This window comes from Streptococcus phocae, from assembly GCF_001302265.1.
GTDB classification, from domain to species: domain Bacteria; phylum Bacillota; class Bacilli; order Lactobacillales; family Streptococcaceae; genus Streptococcus; species Streptococcus phocae.
The window spans coordinates 1-467 of the sequence record NZ_LHQM01000085.1 but is presented as its reverse complement, the minus strand read 5'-3'; the positions used below and the strand labels follow the sequence as shown (position 1 = coordinate 467).

Genomic DNA, 467 nt, shown 5'->3' with positions numbered 1-467 from the left:
ATTTTGACAGCTTTCTCGCCACCTTTTTTCAATAGATAATCTTTAATGAGCTTAACTACGATACCTGCAAAAATAGTCAAAATTGATAGTGATGAACCTGTGATGATGTTAGTAATTTCTTGCATGTTATTTCTCCTTAATTTCTTTAGTCTCTAGTACAGTCAATCGAATATCGTGAGCGTCAAGTCTTACTTCATGCTCATCGATGTTTCTTCGCATCTCAGCGCGCTCTTTAGTTGCAGTATTTAGATTATAATTCAAGTCTTTAATAGCTTCAGTAAGAGGATTTACTGTATCAGTTAATAGCTTGTTATTCTCTGCTTGTAGTCTTTCAGCAAGTCTGCCGTCCGGTTCAATAACAAGCTTTTTGTGAATCCAAATCATAGCACCACCAATGAGCGCAAGGGCACTAACAGCCCCTGCTAACTCTTTGAGTTGAGTTAAGATTTCGTACATCTAACCACCTC

Annotated in this window: 1 protein-coding gene and 1 pseudogene; both read right to left on the bottom strand. The window is 37.5% G+C overall.

Features of this window, described 5'->3' with window-relative positions; genetic code table 11:
• Window positions 1-125: pseudogene (locus tag AKK44_RS08505) on the bottom strand (phage holin); the annotation flags it as partial.
• Between the two features lies 1 nt (window position 126).
• Window positions 127-456, bottom strand: coding sequence for a hypothetical protein (locus AKK44_RS08500; protein ID WP_054279307.1), 330 nt, complete (start codon window positions 454-456; stop codon window positions 127-129).
• Window positions 457-467: the final 11 nt, after the last annotated feature.